This is a genomic window from Pedobacter sp. KACC 23697, assembly GCF_045348445.1.
GTDB lineage: Bacteria > Bacteroidota > Bacteroidia > Sphingobacteriales > Sphingobacteriaceae > Pedobacter.
In genome coordinates this window covers 3,024,134-3,047,473 of record NZ_CP157485.1, presented here as the reverse complement: position 1 = coordinate 3,047,473, position 23,340 = coordinate 3,024,134, and the positions used below count along the sequence as shown (strand labels likewise).

The 23,340-nt window shown below is 45.2% G+C and carries 13 protein-coding genes; 8 read left to right on the top strand and 5 right to left on the bottom strand.

Translation table 11 applies throughout. From position 1 onward, the window contains the following. Positions 1 to 60: 60 nt before the first annotated feature. Entirely contained in the window at positions 61 to 1,038 is a 978-nt protein-coding gene (locus ABEG20_RS12130; protein WP_406823602.1) for a methyltransferase domain-containing protein, read from the top strand. Between the two features lie 59 nt (positions 1,039 to 1,097). Here ABEG20_RS12130 and ABEG20_RS12125 read toward each other — a convergent pair whose 3' ends face one another. The 5 genes from ABEG20_RS12125 to ABEG20_RS12105 all read right to left on the bottom strand — a co-directional run bounded on the left by ABEG20_RS12125 (position 1,098) and on the right by ABEG20_RS12105 (position 6,773). Beyond that, on the bottom strand, positions 1,098 to 2,015 hold the full coding sequence (locus ABEG20_RS12125) for a hypothetical protein (RefSeq protein WP_406823601.1): 918 nt from the start codon (positions 2,013 to 2,015) through the stop codon (positions 1,098 to 1,100). An 11-nt stretch (positions 2,016 to 2,026) separates the two neighbouring features. After that, a complete protein-coding gene (locus ABEG20_RS12120; protein WP_406823600.1) occupies positions 2,027 to 2,596 on the bottom strand; it encodes a glycoside hydrolase family 108 protein in 570 nt (189 codons plus the stop codon). Positions 2,597 to 2,876: 280 nt separating this feature from the next. Beyond that, complete coding sequence (locus ABEG20_RS12115) at positions 2,877 to 3,890, bottom strand: phytanoyl-CoA dioxygenase family protein (protein ID WP_406823599.1); 1,014 nt, start codon at positions 3,888 to 3,890, stop codon at positions 2,877 to 2,879. Between the two features lie 2 nt (positions 3,891 to 3,892). Then, positions 3,893 to 5,086 carry an aspartyl/asparaginyl beta-hydroxylase domain-containing protein gene (locus ABEG20_RS12110; RefSeq protein ID WP_406823598.1) on the bottom strand — a complete coding sequence of 398 codons (1,194 nt, stop codon included), beginning with the start codon at positions 5,084 to 5,086 and terminating at the stop codon, positions 3,893 to 3,895. After that, a complete protein-coding gene (locus ABEG20_RS12105; RefSeq protein ID WP_406823597.1) occupies positions 5,070 to 6,773 on the bottom strand; it encodes a carbamoyltransferase in 1,704 nt (567 codons plus the stop codon). The genes ABEG20_RS12110 and ABEG20_RS12105 overlap by 17 nt, the downstream gene beginning before the upstream one ends. A gap of 209 nt (positions 6,774 to 6,982) precedes the next feature. On the opposite strand from ABEG20_RS12105, the gene ABEG20_RS12100 reads away from it, so the two are divergent. From ABEG20_RS12100 to ABEG20_RS12070, 7 genes are all read left to right on the top strand, one after another. Beyond that, the gene (locus ABEG20_RS12100; RefSeq protein ID WP_406823596.1) at positions 6,983 to 7,699 is read left to right on the top strand and encodes a Fe2+-dependent dioxygenase; all 717 of its coding nucleotides are present in this window, start codon (positions 6,983 to 6,985) and stop codon (positions 7,697 to 7,699) included. A gap of 8 nt (positions 7,700 to 7,707) precedes the next feature. Next, entirely contained in the window at positions 7,708 to 8,832 is a 1,125-nt protein-coding gene (locus ABEG20_RS12095) for an ABC transporter substrate-binding protein (protein ID WP_406823595.1), read from the top strand. Beyond that, the gene (locus tag ABEG20_RS12090; RefSeq protein WP_406823594.1) at positions 8,832 to 9,773 is read left to right on the top strand and encodes a formyltransferase family protein; all 942 of its coding nucleotides are present in this window, start codon (positions 8,832 to 8,834) and stop codon (positions 9,771 to 9,773) included. Before ABEG20_RS12095 ends, ABEG20_RS12090 begins: the two co-directional genes overlap by 1 nt. 6 nt (positions 9,774 to 9,779) lie before the next feature. Continuing rightward, positions 9,780 to 10,388, top strand: coding sequence for a phage tail protein (locus ABEG20_RS12085; protein WP_406823593.1), 609 nt, complete (start codon positions 9,780 to 9,782; stop codon positions 10,386 to 10,388). 26 nt (positions 10,389 to 10,414) lie between these two features. Continuing rightward, positions 10,415 to 11,032: a phage tail protein gene (locus tag ABEG20_RS12080; protein WP_406823592.1), complete on the top strand. Its 618-nt coding sequence runs from the start codon at positions 10,415 to 10,417 to the stop codon at positions 11,030 to 11,032. A gap of 29 nt (positions 11,033 to 11,061) precedes the next feature. Next, complete coding sequence (locus ABEG20_RS12075) at positions 11,062 to 11,685, top strand: phage tail protein (protein ID WP_406823591.1); 624 nt, start codon at positions 11,062 to 11,064, stop codon at positions 11,683 to 11,685. A gap of 107 nt (positions 11,686 to 11,792) precedes the next feature. Next, entirely contained in the window at positions 11,793 to 23,330 is an 11,538-nt protein-coding gene (locus ABEG20_RS12070) for an MBG domain-containing protein (protein WP_406823590.1), read from the top strand. Positions 23,331 to 23,340: the final 10 nt, after the last annotated feature.

The following is a 23,340-nucleotide window of genomic DNA, read 5'->3' as shown; positions in this document are numbered from 1 at the left end:
CTGGGCTAATATTAATCTCTTAGTTTAGTAAAAACTTTTTAGCATTAGATATAAATATATATGGAATTAACGACTCAACAACGCAACGAAAGTATTTCTGCGGCAACTGATACCTTACTTTTTGAAGACAACTATCTGCATATCAAAAATGCTATTGATCAGCTCCATTTGCTTTTTGCCGGCGTAACCGGAGTAAATGCAGGTAACATTACAGACCAAGATATTCATCTGCCAAGCGGTAAAGCAGTTTCAACCATTAAAGCTGCGCATTGTCTTAAAGAATTGGAGCGCACACGTAGATTTATCAGAGGCATTTATCATGCGATTAAGCATCTATTAGATACCATACCCGCACATACCATAAATATATTATATGCTGGTTGTGGACCTTATGCCACACTGCTTACACCTTTAACATCTCAATTTACCTCAGCGCAAATCAATTTTATTTTATTGGATATCAATCGTGATTCGTTGGATGCAGCAAAAATGATGTATGAACAGTTAAGCTTATCAGGCTACGTGATCGACTATGTTTGCACTGATGCCACTACCTATAAATTTCCTGATGGTATCTGCATTGATATGGTCATTTCAGAAACCATGTTAAATGCTTTAAGAAAAGAGCCGCAGTTGGCCATCATGAATAATTTAATTCCACAGATGCGTCCGGAAGCTATTTTTATTCCGGAAGAGATAACCGTTGAAGCGGTATTAACCCAATGGAAAGAAGAATACAATAGTTTTACCATTAAGGATTATCAGCCAAAAAGGATAAACTTAGGGGAGGTATATTGTGCCAGACGTGAATTCAAGCTTCCACAGCCAGTGGTGATACAGGTGCCTGCTTCTGAAACCCATAACCGGCTTGATTTATTTACGGAAATAACGGTGTTTGGTAAAGAGGTACTTACTACGTACACTTGCAGCTTAACAATGCCATTCGCCGTTTGTAAATTAGAAAACAATAGGGAAGATATGAAGGTCACATTTGAATATGTAATGTCTGATCATCCTGGCTTTACCTATATGATTTAAAGATGGGATTAAGTACCGGCAGAGGTGCTTTCTGCCGGTATTTTAAAAAAATAAATCAATTAAGATCCAGGTTGATTATGATCACTTCCAGGTGATGGGCTTGTATTCTCTGGTGCCTCTGCCGCGCTTGGGTAAGGTGATGCATTGTTTGCAGAAAAAGTGTTTGTTGACTGCTGTAGAGGGTTAGTTACTGCCTGATTTACCTGTGAAACGGGAGGCGCAGCCTGTTGCCCTGGCAAAATATCAGATGATAGATTATTTGTTGCCGCAGAGTTAATTGAAGGAGCGTTTTCCTGTGTTTTTAAAACTAAATAGGCAGCACTGCTTATGCCAGTAAGCCATAAAAGTGTCTGGCTCAGTTCTGGTAAAGCGCATCCTGTTTTGATGCTGTATACTTTATTCAGAAAAATAATAACAGCAATGCCAGTCCATATAACTTTTTGAAAACGATGTACGCTGATGCCATTATCATCAGAAAGAATATCTACAAAAAAGCCTTCAGAAGGACTGTTCTGATGGCGAAAGCGGCCATCTTGTATTTCTCTTTTATCAATTATGGTGCCGCCAGCAGTTACACCGGCACTTATTCCCATTAACACCAATGCTGTTTCGTTTAGGCCTGTGTCATTACAGTTACCCATGCAAAGCTGCAGATAAATATAACTGCAGGAGATCACCACAGTCCATACACCTAATTGTACCCGCGATAGACTAAAGGGATTGTTGCTCTTAAAAATCAGCAGCCGCTTTTCCTGTTTCAATCTTGCGGCATTGGCATTAAACAAATCGGGGTCATTTACCTCATCACGAAGCATGTTGGTGAATAAGGCCAAAGCAAAAAAAGCGGCGATAATCCCTATAATGATAACAAGTGCTAAAGTTTTATGAAGATCATAAGTCTGTGCATTTCCTTTGCAGCCTGTTGCAATCCCTGTAGCAAGTATTGCCAAGGTCATTATTAAACTACTCTTTTTCATAATTGATGAGTTTATGATAACGACGGATTGAATGGCGTTAAACGACTGAACCAGGAGTTCTGAAACTGTGCCTGTGAAGGATGTTGTTGAATAATATTGATATAACGCTGTTTTCGAAGTGCAATAACCTGATTGTATAGCGCTTCCAGCGGAATACTGTTAGCTGCGGCAATGGTTTGTGGCCCTACTATGCCATCCACTATGAGTTTACCGGGCATAATATTATTTATTGCCTGCTGTAAAAAACGGGAGGCGATACCTGTACCCATATTTACAGCCGTGTCAAATAGCTGGTTGGCAAGTTGTTGGCTGTTTAAATTGTCCAGACTGATCACATCCCAGAAATTCTGCTTATAAAATGATTGTACTTCGGCCTGTACTGCACTATTGGCAGCCAGTGTAGCGTTTATATTGTTAGGATGTGTTGAAACGGCCTGGTCTACCACTGGCCAACCAGCCCAGTTAGGCCAGAAATTTCTTGCGATACCAGCGTAGGTTTCTCCACCGCTATCATTTGGGTTATTGGCATAACCACCTTCGTTACCCATTGTAATTTTAAATGCCAAATTGAAAATTGCCATATTTAGATATAATTAAGTTTTTAACTTCTATTATCTACATATAATGCATTTCATCCATAACCAACTGATGACTTGGTTAAACCAAGATTGATGAGAGCATTAACGACCTGTTTTCAAACCAATATATTGCAAATTTGATAATATCGATGTTCTTGAACAGGTTATCTCAAATATAGCTTTTTACTTTTTATTAATTAGCAATCTGATACATAAAATTATGTGAAAATGTAATAATAAAATTTTGCACAGCTGATTAAATTTAGCAGCATGTTATTGTGATCTACATCCAGTTCTTCTGGGCAGTAAAATCAGCAGGTTGATAGTTGATATACTGCACAAACCTCGGTTTTGACGAAGTATTTGGGCTACTACCATGAGGTAAAGCCTGGTGCCAGATAATAAAATCTCCTGCCTCGGCAGCAATAGGGAAGCTGCCCAGCGCATGTAGGTTTTCTATTCTGGGGTTAGTACCTTCAGGAAGGGAGGAAAGCCATGCTGAAATGCGGTTATGAAATCCCGGGACCAGTGTAAAAGCACCTTGATTTGGCGCCGTATCAGCAAGGTAGAGTAAGCCCTGCAGGTTAAATGGAATAGGTAAATCAAGGCTGCAATCCCAGTGTAAATCTGGACCAGGAAATTTCCATTTTTCTGTTTCCGGAGGATTAAAGCCTACACGGTCTGTTGTTACCCAGATATCGGAGCGTTGCCATAGTTGTTCATAAGCCATTCTGATGCGAGCTGACTGCCTGTTTTTTTGTAATAGAGGATGCTGAAATAATTGAACCATAATTCCTTGCCTCGAGTTATTTGGGCTATACCAGGTGTTAGCATCATTTAGATTTATTTTTAGAAAATCGCAAATCACATCAATAGTGGCCCGGCAATCTTCTTTAGGAATCACATTTTTAAGAACCAGATAGCCATTTTCTTTCCAAAATGCAAGTTCCTCAGCGCTAAGTACTGATGGAATGGGTTGGCTAAGCACTGGTGTCTTATTAAATAAGTCATTAAATCTACTGATCTGTTCGCTTGCAGGGAAGCCTGAGGTTTGCACGATCCATTGTTCAAATTCTTCAAATGCCGGAGCATATTGAAAAACATAAGTGAGCGTTTGTTCAAGGCCTAGTCCTAATACACTCAATAGGGTTTTGTCCAGCTCCCATTCTTTATTCCAAAATTCTTCATCTATCTGGTTCGCTCTTTTAAGCATAACTTTGCTCCAGAAACGCTTCACATGCATCAGGCCTGAAGTGCTCGTTTCTGTTGAGGGTGGTAAAGTAAGATCTAATATCATCTTTATTCATTTGTATGATTGATATACATATTCTGTTTACAGGTCCAGTTGATCATTTGCGGAAAAGATAGTTTATCTTCCAGACCCGACGGATAGGTCATTCCGTTCCATTGTAATAATGGAACGCCAATAAAACGACCCTGGGTAAAGTTATCTACCAGACTTTGGCCTCCACCTTTATATCCGTTTTCATGGAAAACGATATGGGGATCAATACCTAAATGTACAGCTGCAGCATATGACCAGGCAATGGCCATCATTTCGCCGCCATTGTTAAGGTCGTTGATGGGTAGCGAATCGTTCATACCCACGCGTATTTCAGTAGGCATACAGGCCAGGTGCCCGGCTTCGTGTAAAATATCGCCCGGATACAATAGTTTTTCGGGATCTACAATCAATATACCATCGCTAAGTTTAAGGCCTGGCAAAAATGTTTCTTCGCTTATGGTTTCCAGTTGGTATTGTAACCCGATTTCGGAAATAAAATCGAGCAGTTTGGCCGTTAATTGATTTATTTGCAGCTCCTTTTCCATTTCATCGGCTAGTCGATCTGAACTCGTTGTATTGGCCATTCTCAAACTTTTAATTACTTGTTGTGCAGTTTCAGGATCTTTTTTTAGAAATACTGTTTTTTTTATGCCGGTAGTAATCTGTTGGGTAAGCCATTCATTTACTTTACAATCAATAACCAGGTGTATTCTGTCTGTTGGGCCATTGTTTGTTACGCGATGTTTGATATTGGCATTGATGTACCAACAGTCTCCTTCATTCATCACCACACGGTCTTCAGCTACATAAAATTCAACTTCAGGGTTGGTGAATATGGGGATGTGAAGGCGTGCCTCTCCCTGTTCAAAGGAAAGTTCAATATCCCTGTGTGCTTTAATAACTGATCCTGCGTTTAGGTTGAGTAAGCGGACAGAAAGTTTTTCACATTCAAAATTTTCCAGAAATCTGCTTGTTTCAGGAAGATTGTTCAGTAAACCTGTATTTTCAAAATGCGTATTACTTAAGAGATCGGCGAAAGGATTATCGCTGTTTCCACCGGGGGTACGCAAAGGTAAAACATGCCAGTTACCGGTATAATCGGCAGTATTGTAATGCGGCATCCATTGATTACCAGTTAATAAATCGTTCAATTCGCGCTGCAGCACATGAACGTTAATGTTGAGGTTTAATTTAGAGAAGCAAATCATGATGTTTGCAAATTATGAAATTATTTAATACCAATACATCTATTGCACCTGATAAAAAAAGCGATAATGCTTCAGCAGGTGTTTCTACTATAGGCATGCCTTTACGATTCAGGGACGTGTTTAATAAAACGCCAATCCCAGTTTTGGCTTCAAAATCGCCAATGAGTTGATAGAAATCAGGATTAAAGGCGCTGGTTACAGTTTGTACCCGGCAGGTACCATCTTGGTGAACAATACCAGCAAGCTGATTTTTCCATTCGGGCTTTATCTCATCAATCAATATCATGTAAGGGCTTTCCCATCCATGGATAAAGTATTTTTGTACATCATCAATTCTTACAGATGGGGCAAAGGGCCTGAAATCTTCCCTGAATTTAATCGCGCTATTAATGTGGTTTTTAATATCCTTGATACGAGGGTCTGCTAATATGCTGCGATGACCTAATGCTCTTGGTCCGAACTCGGCTCCGCCCTGAAACCAGCCTACTACTTTGCCACGGGCAAGTTCGGCAGCCGTAAGCGCTACAAAATCTGGTGTTTGGTTGATTGAGATTGTGTTATTGTCATTAATTCCAGCATCTAATATGGCTTTTTCCACATCATCATTGGAGTAACTACGGCCGAAAAAAACATGATCGGGAATGCTTGCTTTTTGTTGGCCCAAAATTTGATGCCAGCCATAATAGGCACAGCCAATGGCTATTCCGTTATCTCCCGCTGCAGGCTGCGTATATAAATTTTTTACAATGCCCGAACGGCGCAATTTGAAATTAGCAACGGCATTTAGGGCTACCCCACCAGCATAAGCAATATTGGCATACGGATGTAGTTTAGACCGCTCTTGAAAAAGGTAAATAATGGCCTTTTCCGTTTCATCCTGTACCCAGCGCGCAATATTGGCATAATGCTTAAAATCATGCTTAAAAGCATCATATCCCGATGAAGGTTTGTTGAAATAAAGATCCACATTTTCGTAAAATACTTCGATGATGCCATTCTCTAATTTAAACAGGGGTGGTTTTCCATTCAAAACGCCATAGGGAGCCAAACCCATCAGTTTCCCAACATCATTCAGATTACCAAAGCAATACTGACTGGCTGCATGATAAAGTCCGCCTATGGAATGGTAATTCGTTGGCAGTTTTAAAGATGGCGTATCCTGAAATAGCCTGACTTCAGAAAAATCTTTGAATATTGGTATGAGGTTTTTTCCGTCGAAATGATAAAAACTGTCTTTTTCACAATACATTCCGTTATTAAATGGGTAGTCTTTTAGTATTGCACCCTCGAGATCAAGGCAATGGATATAAGGGCTACCAGCACCGTCAATAACCATTACATTGCATGATTGGAAAGAAGACATGCCTACTGCGCTCCAGGCATGGGCCAGGTGGTGAGAAAGGGTAATTACAGGAGTATTCATATCTTTTTCAAAATATCGGCGACCGGAATACTGACTTGGTGAAATATTGTTTTCGAAATTTGATGCCTGCACAATTAAGGTCAAATCGCTGGCTTTGATTCTTGCAAAATCCAGGCAATACTGAACCGTATCAAAATCGTTACCTCCATCGTGTTTGATCCTGCTTAGCCTTTCTTTCTCGATAGCAACCAGTATTTTACCATTTTTTAATAAAACTGAAGATCCATCATGAGATAAGCCCGTTCCTAAAATATAGGTGTCCATTAGTACTGTGTATAGATATGTAAGAGAATTAACTGCTTAAACATATAAAGAATTTTTAAATAATTTGGAATTTGCAAGGTGTTGTCTGTTAAAACATATCACCCGTTCTTTAACATTTGTTGATTTTTATCAAATTATATTCGCCTTAGTGCTTTTAGAAATAAAAAGTTATTAATAGATTTACACTCATCTAAATCAGCCCTCTTAAAATGAACTCTTCCCATACAGATGCAGATCAAAAAAATACTTGTATTTTAAATGGTACATATCTGTCTATCCGTAATTTGCTTAGTGATAGCGAAGTTAGAGATATTCATATTCTTTTTAAGTCGGGTGCATTTGATGATGGCAGGTTAACCGCCCATAGTGCTGCAAAAGAAGTCAAAAGTAACCTGCAGCTTAATCATCAAACTCAAGAGCATGCAGCTATTCAACAAATTATTTTAGCCGCACTTAACCGAAATCCTGTATTTCGAAATGCCATATTGCCGCAAAGCATCCATCCCTTTATTATCAGTAATTATAAGCCGGGTATGCACTATGGCTGGCATGTGGATAGTCCGGTTATGGGTAATATGATCCGTACTGATGTGGCGCTCACTATTTTTTTGAATGATCCCGAAGAATACGATGGGGGCGAACTGGAACTGCAGACTGCAAATGGAAATGTATTGTATAAGCTGAATAAAGGAGATGTCATCTGTTATCCGTGTACTCAGGTTCATCGGGTAAGGGAAGTTGCACGTGGTGAACGGAACGTTGCGGTAAGCTGGGTGCAGTCGCTTGTTAAAGAAACCGTACATCGAAAAATGTTATTTGAAATTTTTCAGATTACTGAAAATCTCCGTAACAAAGCATTGAATGAAGAAGAATATCTTTTATTACAACAGCACTATAGTAACCTGTTGCGGATGTGGGCAAACTAATTAATAGAATGGCAATTAAAAAATTAACGGTGGGCGTTTTGCTTTCCAACTCGAGTATACTACCAATGGCTAAGCATTTTAGCACAGGGTTGAAAAATGGATTAAAGGAACTCAGCCAGGAGGTTGAATTGGAGATTGTGCCCGAATTTATCGGACAAGGGTCGCGGGAACTGGCCGAAGCCGCAATTACCAAGCTGGTTGGTTTTGACGATGCCGATATAATTACCGGTATAGTTTCCAATAAAGTAGGTATCGATCTTTCAGATAAGATTGCCAATGTTAAACGGCCATTCATTATCAATAATATAGGTGAGCATTTGCCAGATCCTGAAAAGTTTAACGATTATATGTTTCTCAACTCCATTCATACCTGGCAGCAACTGTGGTCTGTTGGCCAATGGGGTGTTAAGAATTTTGGGAAGAAAGGAATGTATGTTTCTGGCTTGTATGATTGTGGATATTCATTTCAAAGCATGTTGAGTGCTGGTATGGAATCAGGAGCGAGTGGGGTAACCATGCCTTTTGCTATAGCGCCTACACCTAATCCAAAAGAAATAGGGAATATTGCAGCTGTTTTCGAGCATATACATATTTATAAACCTGATTTTATCCTGGCTACTTTTTGTGGAAAAGAAGCTGAAATATTTTTAACACAATATGTGGAGCAGGGCTTGCATAAAACTACTCCCTTACTGGGTTTGCCATTTCTGTTAGAACCTTTTAGCGCAGCTGAGCCAGTTGAGGTCTATACTACATTGTCATTAAACCGTGAGCTTAAACCAGAACAGCTTGATGAAGTGAGTGATACCATGGCAAATCCTTTTAATCAGTTTGGTTTTGAAACCGGCTTACTGATCGCCCAGGCTATTAAAGAACAAGGCGGTAAATCTTTACAAAAAGCCATTGCCGATGCTGCAATTGAAACCGCGCGGGGCCGTGTGGAGATTGCTACGGAATTGAATACCTTGCAAAGCAGGGTTTACCTGGTTAAAAATACCTTTAACGGGATTAAAGGTGAAGTAGCCAGGCAGCTGATTGGCGAACTGGAAACAATTGATATTCATCATGAAGATGTGCAACGCATTAACAGCCAAACTTCTTCATTTTGGATGAACCCTTATCTCGGCATATAATGAATAAAATAGCGGTTATTTGCAATTCAGATTCACTTGCATTCCCAACGGTCCAGGCCTTGGCCTCAAAAGGACTTTTAGGTGGTGTGGCAATTCTGGAGCGAAGTAGCAAAGCGCTGCTGAAGCCCTTGCAGGCCATGGGTTTATCCGGAAATCAGATATTGCAACTGAATTATGGATCTTGGGAGCAGGAACTAAAACAATGGATGACAGGGTTGGATGCAGAAGCCGTATGGGTATTTGGTTTTCCATGGATGATTCCAGATCACCTGCTGCAAAGTGTACGCAAAGGTTACCTGAATTTTCATTTTGGTGAATTACCTAAATACCGTGGTGCCGATCCGATATTCTGGCAAATCAGAAATAATGAACCTTATGCAAGCCTGACGGTACATCAAATGACGGCAAATATAGATGGTGGCCCTATTGTATGGACAAAGCAACTACCTATTATAAAAGGGGAAAATTATGGGCTGCTTTGCCAGCGTTTGGGGTTTTTGGCTGTAGAAGCGGTAAATGAGCTGCTGAATAACACACAATACTTACCTATTGTGAATGAAAATAGTTTAGCGAATACGGCTTGGGAAAAAAAACCTGGTAATAAGGAATTAGCAATCAATTGGCGGGAGCAATCTGCCGATGAAATAGAATGTTTGATTAATGCGGCCAATTCAAAATATGACGGTGCAACAGCATGGATTAAAAATACAGAAGTGCGCATATTAGAAGGATCGCCGGCAGAAATTCAATTGCCTGAAGGGGTAATGCCAGAGCCCGGCACTATAGTTTATGCTGATGCACTTTATGGATTGATTGTAGCATGCCTTGAAAATCGTTTTTTAAAGATTAATATTTTACACATGCGGGAAGGCTATTTTTCAGGAAGTAAGCTTTTTCAAATGGGTATAAAAGCAGGAGAAAAATTTATAAACCTTAATTAAAAACAAATGGAAGGAACAATTGCTGAAGTCCGGATTTTTGCCGGCGATTTTGCACCAAAAGGCTGGGCATTTTGCCAGGGACAGCTCTTAAATGTTACTGGTAACCAGGCTGTTTATGCCCTTGTAGGTACTTACTATGGTGGGAACGGGCAAACCACATTCGGATTACCAGATCTACGAAGCAGAACAGTTGTAGGTGTGGGGGCAGGTGCTGGCTTATCGGCATACACGCCAGGACAAAAAGTAGGCGTTGAAGCGGTAACGCTTAACTCAAGTCAAATACCGGCGCACACCCATATTGCTACCGTTTCAGCAGCAACTGGTAATGGAATTGGTAATACTACATTTTATGCTAATCCAGGTAATGGAACCCAACAGAACGGGCTCAATGCTTATATCAGCATGGATAATACCGGACAGATGCAAACATATGCCAATAGTGGCACCTTAAGCGCTTTAGATGAGAGATCTGTAGAAGTAACAAATGTTAGTATACCAAATCCTACTATAACTATAGGAAACTCGGGAGCTAGCGCACCGCATAATAATATTATGCCTAGTATCGCACTAAATTATATTATCTGTATCCAAGGATATTTTCCATCAAGAAACTAATTACTAAACCTCAATCAAAAAAAAATATGGAAGGAACAATTGGCGAGATCCGTGCCTTTGCAGGTACATTCGCACCAGTTAACTGGCAATTTTGCCAAGGGCAACCGATGTCATTGCAGCAATATCAGGCCCTTTTCGCAATTATTGGTACAATTTATGGCGGTGATGGAGTAAACACTTTCAATTTACCCAACATAGCCAGTCGTGTGGTGGTTGGTGCAGGCCAAGGTACTGGCCTTAGTGCTTATCCATTAGGGCTGGTTCGCGGAGAGGAAAATCATACTTTAACTTATTCGGAGTTACCAATGCATACCCATGTGCCTGCGCCAGTATATAGCACCACTGCTGCTTCAGCAAAAATTTCATTAAATGCAATTAATGCAGATGGAAGCGAATTCAATCCGGTTGGCCATTATTTTGCAAAGGATGGACAAGGCCAGGATAGTCTATATGCAATTACCACTGGTTCTCCAAATCTGGTTAGCCTGAATAGTAACGCAGCAACAATAACCAATCTTTCACCACCCATACCAGCAGTAGCCATAAGTGTATCAGGTAGTAGCTTGCCACACAGTAATATACAGCCGGTTTTGGCATTAAATTATATCATTTGTGTAGAAGGAATTTTTCCTTCAAGAAACTAAAAATTGATTATTACTAAATTTTATCAACAATGGAAGGAACTATAGGAGAAGTAAGGATGTTTGCAGGAACGTTTGCACCAATGGATTGGGCAATCTGTAACGGACAAACTTTACCGTTAAATGGTTACACGGCATTATATGCTATAATTGGCACTTATTACGGGGGCGATGGGAAAAGTACATTTAAATTACCTGATTTACAGGGAAGAACGATAGTAGGTGCAGGGCAAGGGCCTGGGCTTTCAGTATATAGCATAGGTGACTCAGAAGGTACAGAATCTGTACCAATTGGCCTGCCACAGATGTCAGCTCATACGCATGGTTTAACATATGTACCCGCAGCAACAGGTACAGCAACTTTAACAATTAAGGCATCGGCTAACGACAGTGGCGATCCTACACCAACGGGTAACTTTTTAGGTGCACCAACTGCATTATCAGAAAGCATGTATGGGGTTCCACAGGCGGGGGTACAAGTAGCGCCTATGGCTAATGGAACACTTAGTGTGGGCAGTGTAACAGGACCGCAATTAACGGCACTATCAATGGCCATAACAGGCAATCCTGCTCCAGCAATACACGAAAACAGGCAGCCTTCTTTAGCGCTTAATTATGTGATTTGTTTGTTAGGAAATTTTCCTGCAAGGAATTAAAACCTGAGAATCATTCTGCCCATTGATCAGTATAACCGGTAAACTTCAATCCCGGTTATACTTTTATTATCTACCGCAAGTATTGAAGATTTAGGAAAGTTATTTATATGAAGAAATTTTACAAAAAAGTATTTCATTTTTTATTCATTATCCCATTGCTTTTAATCAGTGGATTAAATGCCAGGGCTGCTTTATCTAAAGGCGATCTTGCGGTGATCGGGATGAATAGCGATTATGATCAGGGGACAAGCTCTATACGCAGTTTTGCTGTAGTGGCACTTAATGATATAGCCCAAGGTGAGGTGATTAAAATTACTGACCGGGGATGGATCAGTGCTTCGAATATGTTTACAACAAATATGAATTTAGATGGATTACTTCAATGGACGCCATCCGCCCTTATACCTGCAGGTACAGTAATCATATTTAAAATTAATATATCTTCATCAAAAACCGTTTCAGCCACCAAGGGTGATGGTACTGCGTTGCCGCCTGGCGATGTAACGATATCAGGATGGAACAACTCTGTTGTTCTCTCAATCCCCTGGGCTTCTGCATCCGGTGATCAATTGCTCATCTATCAGGGGCTTGATGCTAGTCCGTCATTTATATTTGCTTTCAATAATGTCAGAACTACAGGTGACACCAATAGTTCTGGTGGCTGGTTTGTTAATCCAAATGGTGTTACGGGTTCGGCGTATACACAAACAACCAACGCGTTTTATAGTGAATTACCTCCCGGTTTAGGTACTACTTATTCGATTGGATTTATATCCAACCCAAATAACACCAACCGCTGGCCAAATGCCATCTATAATCCCAGTTTATCAAGCGGAACAAAAACATCATGGTTAGCTGATATTACCAATGCTGCCAATTGGAATAGTCCCACTACGTCCGGTACGCCATATACCTTTAGTGGGGGATTTGGTTCTGACAATAGGACAAGTTTTAACCTGGGTACAGCTGCTGCACCAACGGTTACTGCCACCGCGATCAGCATTAGCGGCGCAAGTGGCACAGGTGGTGCCTACAAAATTGGAGATGTGGTTACCGCTACCTGGAATAATTCAGCAAGTGGAAATAATAATTCGGGCATTACGGCAGTAACGATAGATTTCAGCCAGTTTGGCGGAGGTACTGCAGTAACAGCTACCAACAGCAGCGATACCTGGACAGCTACTTATACAATTGTAGCCGGCAATATAAATGCTACCAACAGAAATGTATCGGTAACAGCTACCAATTCAGCTGGTACAACCACTACGGCTGATGACGCCAACGCTACCGTGGATAATATTGCCCCTTCTGTTGTGATCAGCAGTACAGCTGGTTCCTCAGGCGGATCAACCAGCACTTCACCAATTCCGTTTACAGTTACCTTTTCTGAAACGGTAACCGGTTTTCTGGCCGGAGATATTACACCTGGAAATGCCACTATCAGTGGATTTTCAGGCAATGGAACAACTTATACTTTTAATGCAACGCCAACCGCTAATGGGGCGGTAACGATAAATATTGCAGCTAATGTGGCCCAGGATGCAGCTGGCAATGGCAATGCGGCTGCCAGTCAGTTTTCGATCACCTATGTACAGGCCGTCGCTGCGCCAACGGTAACGGCTTTGAGCCCGACCAGCGGCCCAACCAGCGGAGGCACCAGCGTAACCATTACCGGTACCAACTTCAGCGGGACGACTGCGGTAACCTTTGGCGCTACGGCGGCTACCGGCTTTACCGTTAACTCGGCAACACAAATCACAGCGACTGCACCGGCAGGAACAGGCACCGTTGATGTCCGCATCACGACAGCAGGGGGCACCAGCGCGACCAGTGCCGCCGACCAGTTTACCTATATCGCTGCGCCAACGGTAACGGCTTTGAGCCCAACCAGCGGCCCAACCAGCGGAGGTACCAGCGTAACCATTACCGGCACGAACTTCAGCGGGGCAACCGCGGTGACCTTTGGCGCTACGGCAGCTACAGGCTTCACCGTTAACTCTGCAACACAGATCACAGCGACCGCACCGGCAGGAACAGGCACTGTTGATGTCCGCATCACGACAACAGGTGGCACCAGCGCGACCAGTGCCGCCGACCAGTTTACCTATGTGGCTGCGCCAACGGTAACGGCTTTGAGCCCGACCAGCGGCCCAGCCAGCGGAGGTACCAGCGTGACCATTACCGGTACCAACTTCAGCGGGGCAACCGCGGTGACCTTTGGTGCTACGGCGGCTACCGGCTTTACCGTTAACTCTGCAACACAGATCACAGCGACTGCACCGGCAGGAACAGGCACGGTTGATGTCCGCATCACGACAACAGGTGGTACCAGCGCGACCAGTGCCGCCGACCAGTTTACCTATGTGGCCGTACCAACGGTAACGGCTTTGAGCCCGACCAGCGGCCCAACCAGCGGAGGCACCAGCGTAACCATTACTGGTACGAACTTCAGCGGGGCAACCGCGGTGACTTTTGGTGCTACGGCGGCTACCGGCTTCACCGTTAACTCTGCAACACAGATCACGGCTACCGCACCGGCGGGAACAGGCACGGTTGATGTCCGCATCACGACAGCAGGGGGCACCAGCGCGACCAGTGCCAGCGACCAGTTTACCTATGGCGCTGCACCAACGGTAACGGCTTTGAGCCCGACCAGCGGCCCAGCCAGCGGAGGCACCAGCGTGACCATTACCGGCACCAACTTCAGCGGGACGACCGCGGTGAGGTTTGGTGCTACGGCAGCCACCGGCTTTACCGTTAACTCTGCAACACAGATCACGGCGACCGCACCGGCAGGAACAGGCACCGTTGATGTCCGCATCACGACAACAGGTGGCACCAGCGCGACCAGTGCCGCCGACCAGTTTACCTATGTCGCGGCACCAACGGTAACGGCTTTGAGCCCGACCAGCGGCCCAACCAGCGGAGGCACCAGCGTGACCATTACCGGCACCAACTTCAGCGGGACGACTGCGGTAACCTTTGGCGCTACGGCAGCTACAGGCTTCACCGTTAACTCGGCAACACAGATCACAGCGACTGCACCGGCAGGAACAGGCACCGTTGATGTCCGCATCACGACAACAGGTGGCACCAGTGCGACCAGTGCCAGCGACCAGTTTACCTATGTGGCTGCGCCAACGGTAACGGCTTTGAGCCCGACCAGCGGCCCAACCAGCGGAGGCACCAGCGTAACCATTACCGGCACGAACTTCAGCGGGGCAACCGCGGTGAGGTTTGGCGCTACGGCGGCCACCGGCTTCACCGTTAACTCGGCAACACAAATCACAGCGACTGCACCGGCAGGAACAGGCACCGTTGATGTCCGCATCACGACAGCAGGGGGCACCAGCGCGACCAGTGCCGCCGACCAGTTTACCTATATCGCTGCGCCAACGGTAACGGCTTTGAGCCCGACCAGCGGCCCAACCAGCGGAGGCACCAGCGTAACCATTACCGGTACCAACTTCAGCGGGACGACTGCGGTAACCTTTGGCGCTACTGCGGCTACCGGCTTTACCGTTAACTCGGCAACACAAATCACAGCGACTGCACCGGCAGGAACAGGCACCGTTGATGTCCGCATCACGACAACAGGTGGCACCAGCGCGACCAGTGCCAGCGACCAGTTTACCTATATCGCTGCGCCAACGGTAACGGCTTTGAGCCCAACCAGTGGCCCAGCCAGCGGAGGTACCAGCGTGACCATTACCGGCACGAACTTCAGCGGGACGACTGCGGTGACCTTTGGCGCTACGGCGGCCACTGGCTTCACCGTTAATTCGGCAACACAGATCACTGCGACTGCACCGGCAGGAACAGGTACGGTTGATGTCCGCATCACGACAACAGGTGGCACCAGCGCGACCAGTGCCAGCGACCAGTTTACCTATGTGGCTGCGCCAACGGTAACGGCTTTGAGCCCGACCAGCGGCCCAACCAGCGGAGGTACCAGCGTGACCATTACCGGCACGAACTTCAGCGGGGCAACCGCGGTGACCTTTGGCGCTACGGCAGCTACCGGCTTTACCGTTAACTCTGCAACACAGATCACGGCGACCGCACCGGCAGGAACAGGCACGGTTGATGTCCGCATCACGACAACAGGTGGCACCAGCGCGACCAGTGCCAGCGACCAGTTTACCTATGTGGCTGCGCCAACGGTAACGGCTTTGAGCCCAACCAGTGGCCCAGCCAGCGGAGGTACCAGCGTGACCATTACCGGCACGAACTTCAGCGGGACTACTGCGGTGACCTTTGGCGCTACGGCGGCCACTGGCTTCACCGTTAATTCGGCAACACAGATCACGGCTACCGCACCGGCGGGAACAGGCACGGTTGATGTCCGCATCACGACAACAGGTGGCACCAGCGCGACCAGTGCCAGCGACCAGTTTACTTATATCGCTGCGCCAACAATAACGGTAACAGGAACTTTAAGCGCCTTGACAACTACTTATGGTACGGCTTCATCTTCAACAAGTTTTACAGTTTCTGGAGTAAACATGACCGCAGGTATATTAGTTAGCCCACCGGCAGCTTTTGAGGTAAGTACAGATAACATTACATTTAGTAATACTGTTATAGCAGGATCTGCTGGTGTAATATCACAAGTTGTTTATGTAAGATTAAAAAACACTGCTGCTGCCAATACTTATGCAGGCACTAATGTTACATTGAGCAGTGCTGGAGCAGCTAATGTAACCACATCTATACCCGGCAGTACAGTTGCTCCATTGGCTATTGCCATTACTGCTGATGCAAAAAGCAAAACCTACGGAGATGCCGATCCTGCACTGACTTATACCTTTGCTCCGGCACTCATAGGTACAGATACTTTCAGCGGAAGTTTAACGAGATTACCTGGTGAGAATGTGGGTACTTATGCGATCAACCAGGGTACACTAGCCTTGAACAGCAATTATACCGTGACTTATGTAGGTGCTGACCTGACCATCGGTGCAAAAACCATCACGGTAACGGCGGCAGCAAAAAGCAAAACTTATGGCGATGCCGACCCTGCCTTGACTTATACTTTTGCTCCGGCACTGGTAACCGGCGACAGTTTCAGCGGAAGCCTGACCAGGACACCTGGCGAAAACGTGGGTACTTATGCGATCAGCCAGGGTACGCTTGCACTAAACAGCAATTATACCATAACTTATGTTGGTGCTGATTTAACAATCGGTGCAAAAAACATCACGGTAACCGCAGCAGCGAAGAGCAAAACCTATGGCGATGCCGATCCTGCACTGACCTATACCTTTGCTCCGGCTTTGGTAACCGGTGACAGTTTCAGCGGAAGTTTGACGAGATTACCTGGCGAAAACGTGGGTACTTATGCGATCAGCCAGGGTACACTTGCAGTAAACAGCAATTATACCGTGACTTATGTAGGTGCTGATTTAACAATTGGTGCAAAAACCATTACGGTAACTGCAGCAGCAAAAAGCAAAACTTATGGCGATGCCGACCCTGCCTTGACTTATACTTTTGCTCCGGCACTGGTAACGGGCGACAGTTTTAGCGGAAGCCTGACGAGATTACCTGGCGAAAACGTGGGTACTTATGCGATCAGCCAGGGTACACTTGCAGTAAACAGCAATTATACCGTGACTTATGTAGGTGCTGACCTGACCATCGGTGCAAAAGCCATTACGGTAACGGCAGCAGCGAAGAGCAAAACCTATGGCGATGCCGATCCTGCCTTGACTTATACTTTTGCTCCGGCACTGGTAACCGGCGACAGTTTCAGCGGAAGCCTGACCAGGACACCTGGCGAAAACGTGGGTACTTATGCCATCAACCAGGGTACACTTGCAGTAAACAGCAATTATACCTTAACTTATGTTGGTGCTGATCTAACGATCAACGCAAAAACGATTACGGTAACGGCAGCAGCGAAGAGCAAAACCTACGGAGATGCTGATCCTGCACTGACTTATACTTTTGCTCCGGCACTCATAGGTACAGATACTTTCAGCGGAAGTTTAACGAGATTACCTGGTGAGAACGTAGGTACTTATGCGATTAACCAGGGTACACTAGCCTTGAACAGCAATTATACCTTAACTTATGTAGGTGCTGATTTAACAATCGGTGCAAAAAGCATCACGGTAACGGCAGCAGCGAAGAGCAAAACCTATGGCGATGCCGATCCTGCACTGACCTATACCTTTGCTCCGGCTTTGGTAACCGGCGACAGTTTCAGCGGAAGTTTGACGAGATTACCTGGCGAAAACGTGGGTACTTATGCGATCAGCCAGGGTACACTTGCAGTAAACAGCAATTATACCGTGACTTATGTAGGTGCTGACCTGACCATCGGTGCAAAAGCCATTACGGTAACGGCAGCAGCGAAGAGCAAAACCTATGGCGATGCCGATCCTGCCTTGACTTATACTTTTGCTCCGGCACTGGTAACCGGCGACAGTTTCAGCGGAAGCCTGACCAGGACACCTGGCGAAAACGTGGGTACTTATGCCATCAACCAGGGTACACTTGCAGTAAACAGCAATTATACCTTAACTTATGTTGGTGCTGATCTAACGATCAACGCAAAAACGATTACGGTAACGGCAGCAGCGAAGAGCAAAACCTACGGAGATGCTGATCCTGCACTGACTTATACTTTTGCTCCGGCACTCATAGGTACAGATACTTTCAGCGGAAGTTTAACGAGATTACCTGGTGAGAACGTAGGTACTTATGCGATTAACCAGGGTACACTAGCCTTGAACAGCAATTATACCTTAACTTATGTAGGTGCTGATTTAACAATCGGTGCAAAAAGCATCACGGTAACGGCAGCAGCGAAGAGCAAAACCTATGGTGATGCTGATCCTGCCCTGACCTATACTTTTGCTCCGGCACTCGTAGGTACAGATACTTTCATCGGAAGTTTAACGAGATTACCTGGCGAGAACGTGGGTACTTATGCGATCAGCCAGGGTACGCTTGCACTAAGTAGCAATTATTCCGTGACCTACGTTGGCGCTGATTTAACAATCGGTGCAAAAACCATCACGGTAACCGCAGCAGCGAAGAGCAAAACCTATGGCGATGCCGATCCTGCACTGACCTATACCTTTGCTCCGGCATTGGTAACCGGTGACAGTTTCAGCGGAAGTTTGACGAGATTACCTGGTGAGAACGTAGGTACTTATGCGATCAGCCAAGGTACACTTGCACTAAACAGCAATTATACCGTAACGTATGTTGGTGCTGATTTAACAATCGGTGCAAAAAGCATCACGGTAACGGCAGCAGCGAAGAGCAAAACCTACGGAGATGCCGATCCTGCACTGACTTATACTTTTGCTCCGGCACTCATAGGTACAGATACTTTCAGCGGAAGTTTAACGAGATTACCAGGTGAAAACGTGGGTACTTATGCGATCAACCAGGGTACACTAGCAGTAAACAGCAATTATACCTTAACTTATATAGGTGCTGATTTAACAATCGGTGCAAAAACCATTACGGTAACGGCAGCAGCGAAGAGCAAAACCTATGGCGATGCCGATCCTGCCCTGACCTATACTTTTGCTCCGGCACTCGTAGGTACAGATACTTTCATCGGAAGTTTGACGAGATTACCTGGCGAGAACGTGGGTACTTATGCGATCAGCCAGGGTACACTTGCAGTAAACAGCAATTATGCCGTGACTTATGTAGGTGCTGATTTAACAATTGGTGCAAAAACCATCACGGTAACGGCAGCAGCGAAGAGCAAAACCTATGGTGATGCTGATCCTGCCCTGACCTATACTTTTGCTCCGGCACTCGTAGGTACAGATACTTTCATCGGAAGTTTAACGAGATTACCTGGTGAGAACGTGGGTACTTATGCGATCAGCCAAGGTACACTTGCACTAAGCAGTAATTATACCTTAACTTATGTTGGTGCTGACCTGACCATCGGTGCAAAAACCATCACGGTAACAGCAGCAGCGAAGAGCAAAACCTACGGAGATGCTGATCCTGCACTGACCTATACTTTTGCTCCGGCACTCGTAGGTACAGATACTTTCATCGGAAGTTTAACGAGATTACCAGGTGAAAACGTGGGTACTTATGCGATCAACCAGGGTACGCTTGCACTAAACAGCAATTATGCCGTGACTTATGTAGGCGCTGATTTAACAATTGGTGCAAAAACCATTACGGTAACGGCAGCAGCGAAGAGCAAAACCTATGGCGATGCCGATCCTGCACTGACCTATACCTTTGCTCCGGCATTGGTAACCGGTGACAGTTTCAGCGGAAGTTTGACGAGATTACCTGGTGAGAATGTGGGTACTTATGCGATCAGCCAGGGTACATTAGCCTTGAACAGCAATTATGCCGTGACTTATGTAGGCGCTGATTTAACAATTGGTGCAAAAACCATTACGGTAACGGCAGCAGCGAAGAGCAAAACCTATGGCGATGCCGATCCTGCACTGACCTATACCTTTGCTCCGGCATTGGTAACCGGTGACAGTTTCAGCGGAAGTTTGACGAGATTACCTGGTGAGAATGTGGGTACTTATGCGATCAGCCAGGGTACATTAGCCTTGAACAGCAATTATACCGTGACTTATGTAGGTGCTGACCTGACCATCGGTGCAAAAACCATCACGGTAACCGCAGCAGCGAAAAGCAAAACCTATGGCGATGCTGATCCTGCACTGACTTATACCTTTGCTCCGGCACTGGTAACCAGCGACAGTTTCATCGGAAGTTTAACGAGATTACCTGGCGAGAACGTGGGTACTTATGCGATCAACCAGGGTACACTTGCACTAAACAGCAATTATGCCGTGACTTATGTAGGCGCTGATTTAACGATCGATGCAAAAACCATTACGGTAACGGCAGCAGCGAAGAGCAAAACCTATGGCGATGCCGATCCTGCACTGACCTATACCTTTGCTCCGGCATTGGTAACCGGTGACAGTTTCAGCGGAAGTTTGACGAGATTACCTGGCGAGAACGTGGGTACTTATGCGATCAGCCAGGGTACACTTGCAGTAAACAGCAATTATGCCGTGACTTATGTAGGTGCTGACCTGACTATCGGTGCAAAAACCATTACAGTAACGGCAGCAGCAAAAAGCAAAACTTATGGCGATGCCGACCCTGCCTTGACTTATACTTTTGCTCCGGCACTGGTAACCGGCGACAGTTTCAGCGGAAGCCTGACCAGGACACCTGGCGAGAACGTGGGTACTTATGCAATCAACCAGGGCACACTTGCACTAAACGGCAATTATACGGTGAGCTACGTTGGTGCTGATTTAACCATTGGTGCAAAAACCATCACGGTAACGGCAGCAGCGAAAAGCAAAACCTATGGAGATGCCGATCCTGCACTGACCTATACTTTTGCTCCGGCATTGGTAACCGGCGACAGTTTCAGCGGAAGCCTGACCAGGACGACTGGCGAAAACGTGGGTACTTATGCGATCAGCCAGGGCACACTGGCTTTGAACAGTAACTACAGTTTAACTTATGTAGGTGCGAACCTGAGCATCGGTGCAAAAACCATCACGGTAACGGCCGCAGCGAAAAGCAAAACCTACGGAGATGTTGATCCTGCACTGACTTATACTTTTGCTCCGGCACTGGTAACCGGCGACAGTTTCAGCGGAAGCCTGACCAGGACACCTGGCGAAAACGTGGGTACTTATGCGATCAACCAGGGTACACTAGCCTTGAACAGCAATTATACCGTGACTTATGTAGGTGCTGATTTAACAATTGGTGCAAAAACCATTACGGTAACGGCAGCAGCGAAAAGCAAAACCTATGGCGATGCCGATCCTGCACTGACTTATACCTCTGCTCCGGCATTGGTAACCGGCGACAGTTTCAGCGGAAGCCTGACCAGGACACCTGGCGAAAACGTGGGTACTTATGCAATCAACCAGGGCACACTGGCTTTGAACAGTAACTACAGTTTAACTTATGTAGGTGCGAACCTGAGCATCGGTGCAAAAACCATCACGGTAACGGCCGCAGCGAAAAGCAAAACTTATGGCGATGCTGATCCGGCATTGACCTATACCTTTGCTCCGGCATTGGTAACCGGCGACAGTTTCAGCGGAAGCCTGACCAGGACATCTGGTGAGAACGTGGGTACTTATGCAATCAACCAGGGCACACTGGCTTTGAACAGTAACTACAGTTTAACTTATGTAGGTGCGAACCTGAGCATCAATGCAAAAACCATTACGGTAACCGCAGCAGCAAAAAGCAAAACCTATGGAGATGCTGATCCTGCACTGACTTATACCTTTGCTCCGGCACTGGTAACCGGCGACAGTTTCAGCGGAAGCCTGACCAGGACATCTGGTGAGAACGTAGGTACTTATGCGATCAACCAGGGTACGCTGGCTTTGAACAGTAACTACAGTTTAACTTATATAGGCGCGAACCTAAGCATCAATGCAAAAACCATTACGGTAACCGCAGCAGCAAAAAGCAAAACCTATGGAGATGCTGATCCTGCACTGACTTATACCTTTGCTCCGGCATTGGTAACCGGCGACAGTTTCAGCGGAAGCCTGACCAGGGCACCTGGCGAGAATGTGGGTACTTATGCAATCAACCAGGGCACACTGGCTTTGAACAGTAACTATAGTTTAACTTATGTAGGTGCGAACCTGAGCATCGGTGCAAAAACCATCACGGTAACGGCCGCAGCGAAAAGCAAAACTTATGGTGATGCTGATCCGGCATTGACCTATACCTTTGCTCCGGCATTGGTAACCGGCGACAGTTTCAGCGGAAGCCTGACCAGGGCACCTGGCGAAAACGTGGGCACCTATGCAATCAACCAGGGAACACTTTTACTAAATGGCAATTACACAATTGCTTACATCGGTAGTAACTTGACCATTACTAAATCAGTACTGACTGTTACTGCTAATAATGCTGTGATGTGTCAGTCAGACGGGTTCCCAACCTTTGGTGTAACGTATACTGGTTTTAAAGCTGGCGATAATGAAAATTCATTGAGTACAAAACCAGTTGTAAGCACTACGGCCAATAGAAACGTTGCAGGTAATTATGTTCTGGTGCCATCAGGTGGTGTATCAAACAATTATAGTTTGGTGTACGTAAATGGTACGTTAACAATCAATGCCATACCATCGGTAAGTATAGTAAGCAATAAAGGGACTGAAATCAGTAAAGGTGAAACTGCGGTATTAACAGCTGGTGGAGGCACGACTTACAGCTGGTCTACTGCAAGTGGTATTATTAGTGGACAAAATACGGCTTCCCTTACTGTTCGTCCGTCGCAAACCACAACTTATACGGTAAGGGTAACCAATGCCAGCGGTTGTAATAGTTCGGCATCGATCACTATTAAGATTAATGAGGATTACAAATTGGTTGCGAATAATATCTTAACACCAAATGGAGACGGTATAAATGATACCTGGATCGTACAGAACATTGATATGTATCCGAATAATGAAGTCCGGATCTTTGACCGCAATGGCAGGGAGATGTACAGTAAAAAGTCATACGATAATAGCTGGAATGGAACTATCGGGGGAAATGACCTTGCAGAGGGGACGTACTATTATATAATTACTTATGGTCCAAATAAACTGGTTCAAAAAGGATTTATTACGATTATCAGAAACCGCTAAGAAAATGAAA